This is a genomic window from Luteibacter sp. P4_D7_3, from assembly GCF_056401735.1.
Map to the genome: position 1 here is coordinate 1 of NZ_JBFUIT010000311.1, position 4524 is coordinate 4524.

2 protein-coding genes are annotated in these 4524 nt (G+C 66.8%); both read left to right on the forward strand.

Features of this window, described 5'->3' with window-relative positions; genetic code table 11:
- Window positions 1–310: ShlB/FhaC/HecB family hemolysin secretion/activation protein (locus tag AC1DSN_RS18735; RefSeq protein ID WP_477332169.1), on the forward strand; the 310-nt coding region annotated here is incomplete at its 5' end.
- A gap of 24 nt (window positions 311–334) precedes the next feature.
- On the forward strand, window positions 335–4524 hold a 4190-nt coding region (locus tag AC1DSN_RS18740), incomplete at its 3' end, for a two-partner secretion domain-containing protein (protein WP_477332171.1).

Below are 4524 nucleotides of genomic sequence, written 5' to 3' on the forward strand. Positions count from 1 at the left end.
CATCTACACCGTGCGTGGCTTTGACGGCGAGGTGCAGCTCACCGGCGATCGCGGGTGGCTCATCCGCAATGACGTCGGCTGGTCCGTCGGCGGCGGTCAGGAACTCTACCTCGGGGCCGACATCGGCCACGTCGGAGGCGCACCCACCGCACAGGAACTGGGCCAGAACCTCGCCGGTGCGGTGTTGGGACTGCGCGGCAGCTGGCACGGCGTGGCGTGGGATGCCTTCGCTGGCGCGCCGATCTCCAAACCAAAGGGCTTCCCCACAGGCTCGTCGACCGCGGGTTTCACTCTCAGCTGGTCGTACTGAACGCAACATCACGGATGGTTCTGCATGAATTCGCACCTGTATCGCATTGTCTTCAATCACGCGCTTGGTCTTTGCCAGGTAGTGTCTGAGCTCATTCGTCGTCCGGGTCAGGGCGCCTCTTCGACCGATGGTCGAAGCACCGCGCACGTGCGGGCGGTGAGCCTGGGTTTGTGGGTGGCCTTTGGCTGGATCGGTATGACATCGGCGGCGAGCGCCGGGCAGGTGGTCGGCGATCCGAACGCACCGGGTAACCAGCGGCCGACCGTATTGGGCGCGCCCGGTGCAGCGCCGCTGGTGAATATTCAGACACCGAGCGCCRCAGGCGTCTCGCGCAACACGTACAACCGCTTCGACGTCGACCAGAGCGGCGTGGTGCTGAACAACTCGCGCACCAACACGCAGACCCAGCTGGCCGGCGCGGTGGCGGGCAACCCGTGGCTGGCCACGGGCACGGCGAAGATCATCCTTAACGAAGTCACCGGTCCCAACCCGAGTGCGTTGAATGGCTATATCGAAGTGGCCGGCGACCGCGCGCAGGTGATCATCGCCAATCCGGCGGGCATCAGCTGCGATGGCTGCGGCGTGATCAACGCCACGCGTTTCACGCTGACCACCGGTACGCCGGTACTGAACGGCGGTGCGCTGGACGGTTATCGTGTCACCGGGGGCGCCATCAGCGTCGGTGGCACCGGCCTGGACGCCAGCCGTGCCGATTACGCCGACATCATCACCCGTGCGCTGGTCGCCAACGCTGGCATCTGGGCGCCGCAGTTGCAGGTGACGCTGGGTACCAATCAGGTAAGCGTCGACCAGAGCCAGATCGCACCGATCGCAGGCGATGGGGCGAAGCCGACCTTCGCCCTGGACACCAGCGCGCTGGGCGGCATGTACGCGCAGAAGATCACCCTGATCGGCAACGAACATGGCGTCGGCGTGCGTAACGCCGGCACCATCGGCGCACAAGCGGGCGATCTTGTCGTGACGGTGGATGGCCGTCTGGAGAACACCGGCCAACTGCAGGCACAAGCGGCGAATACCACGATCCAGGCGAGTGGTGGCGTCAGCAATGCGGGAACGATCTCCGCCGCCAGGACGCTGACATTGTCGACCGCGCAGGACATCGACAACAGCGGCGGTACGCTCAATGCGGGTCGTCTCGTCGTGGACGCGGGCTCGTTGCGTAATGCTGGTGGCACGATCACGCAGACCGGCCTGCAGGGCATCGCATTGCAGACCGGCGCGTTGTCCAACCGGGGTGGCACGATCGGCCAGCCGGTGGCCGATATCGGGGACACGGGTGGAACGGACGGCGGTTCGTCCGGCGCTGGCACGCCGACCAACACGACGGGCGGCGGCAGTGGAGCCGGCACCGGGGCGGCCAGTGGCGCGTCCGGCGGATCGATCGCGCCACTCGCGGATGGCGAGTTCCACATCGCTGGTCTGCTGGACAACGACGGCGGCCAGATGCGCGCGTTCTCCGGGTTCGACCTGACGACCACCAGCGGCCTGCGCAACGACGGTGGCCAGCTGGCCCTGCGTCAACTGACCTTGGGCGGCGGCGATCTCGGCAATGCCAGTGGCACGCTGACCATCGATGGCGCCGCGAGGATCCATGCGACGAGCGTCATCAACGATGCCGGCCAGCTGACGATCGGTGGTCCATTGACCTTCGCCGCCGGTCAATTCAGTAACCGGGGCGGTAGCTTCAACCAGCTCGATGCCGGCGCGACATCGCTCGACGTCGATGGTGCCTTGGACAACACGGGCGGCACCCTGGCCAGTAACGCGGCGCGCTTGTCGATCGCGAGCGGGGCGTTGACCAACGCGCGCGGTAAGATCAGCACGAATCAGTTCACGGTGAACGCGACCAGCCTCGATAACCGTGGGGGTACGATAACCGCGTCGGGCAGCGCGTCGAATGCGCTTACCGCCACCGATACGCTGGATAACGGTGACGGCGGCACGCTGGCCAGCAATGGCGATCTCACGATCACCGCCAGCGCTTTTGGAAATGCCGGCGGCACCGTGCAGCACGCGGGGCAGGGCGACCTCACGATCGACGCCGCGACCTTGCACGGCGCCGGCGGAAAATTGCTCAGCAACGGCACGCTCACCCTGACCGGCGACGACACGGATCTCAGTGCTGGCACGACGGCGGCGCAGCGGATCGCGATCACCACCGGCGCGTTGTCCACGGCCCACGGTAGCCTCAGCGCGAGCGGAAGCGATCCGCTGGCTCTCAACGTACGCGGAGCCTTCGACAACACCGCGGGCACCGTTGTCGGTAATGGTGCGCTGCAGATTCACGCTGGGACGCTTTTGAACCAGGGTGGCGCCGTGCAGGCGGCCGGTGGCGCCCCTCTCGCCGTGGACGTCGATGGCCTATTGGACAACAGTCAGCACGGCACGCTCGGAAGTGACGGCGACCTCAGCCTATCGGCCGCCACGTTCGACAACCGCCAGGGCAGCGTCACGCACGCGGGCCACGGCACGCTGACGATCGCCGCGACTACGCTCAACGGCAATGGCGGCACGATCGGCAGCAACGGTGCGCTGATCCTGACCGGCAACACGACCGATCTGAGCGGCGGCACGACACAAGCGGAGTCGATCCTCATCACCACGGGAGCGCTCAACACCTCCGGTGGGCAGGTGTCCGCCCTCGGCGGCGACCCGCTGCAGGCGAACGTGAGCGGCCTCTTCAATAACACGGGTGGTGAGATCGTCGGCAACGGCGCACTCGCCCTGAATGCCGGCGCATTCACCAACGCGCACGGTCGCCTGATCGCGGCCGGCGCCGGTGCGACGAACGTGCGGGTGACGGGAGCGCTGGACAATACCGGCGGTGTTTTCGCCAGCACGGGCGCCACCACGTTGCACGCAGGTAGCCTCGACAATACCGGTGGCACCCTCCAGGCATCGGCCACCGCGCCGCTCACGCTGGGCGTCGACGGCGCGCTAACCAATGACGCCGGTAACGTGCAAAGCAATGGCGACATCGCGCTCACGGCCGGTAGCGTCAGTAATCACGGCGGAACGCTGCAAACCACGGGTGCAATCGATGCGACGGTCGCCACGACGCTCGACAACACGGGCGGCGCACTGATCGCCGGTGGCGACCTGGCGATACAGGCCGCTACGCTGCTCAATCGCAACACGGTGAGTACCGGTGCGACGGCACCGACCACAGGCCTCTACGGCCAGGCCGTCACCTTGCACGCCGGCATGCTCGACAACAGCCACGGCGCGGTCGTCGCGCGGGGAGCGCTGGGCGTCAGCGGCACGACGCTGACCAATGCCAGCGGTGTGCTGGACGGGCAGGGTGCGGTGACGGTGACCGGCAGCACGCTGGATAACACCGCCGGACAACTCGCCCAGCACGGYGCGAGCGGGCAACTCACGATTACGCTCACGCAGGGCCTGACCAATACGGGCGCCGGCATGATCGCCGCCGAAGGCGCCGCGCAGGTGCAGGCAGGATCGGTCGACAATCACGGCGGCTCGCTTGTCGCCCAGCACGACCTCGGGCTGACCAGTGCAGGTAACCTCCTCAACAGCAGCGGCGGCGTGCTGCAAACGGGCGGCGCGCTGACCCTTACCGCTGGCGGCACGTTCGACAACAGTGCCGGACGGGTGGACGCCACCGACGCGGCAACGATCCACGCTGCCTCGATTGGGAACAACGGCGGCCAGTTGCTGGCGGGACATGCCGGTGCCCCCGATGCGTCCCTACAGATCGTCACCACCGGTGCCATTGCCAACCGCGGCGGCACGATGGGCAATCGTGCTGGCGACGTCATCGTTCAGGCGACGAGCTTCGACAACGGCGCGGGCGGCACGCTGGTTGCCCAGCGCGACGCCAACCTGGACCGGGTCGGTAGCTTCAGCAACATCGCCGGTACGGTCTTCGCCACGCGTAATCTCAGCGACCAGAACGCCGCCGGCACGCTGGACAACACGAGTGGCCAGATGGGCTCCGGTGGCACGACATGGCTCACCGTCGGCCAGCTGACCAATAGCAATGGTCATCTGCAGGCCGATACGCTGTGGTTGACGGTGCCGATGTTGACCAACAACGGCGGCGAAGTGGACGGTAACAACGTGCACGTCACCGCTGGCGCGTTGAACGGCATCGGGCGAATCTTCGGCGCTGCCTTGCTCGATACGATTCTCACCGGCTATTACACGCATCTGGCCTGTCAGCGGCTAGAGAG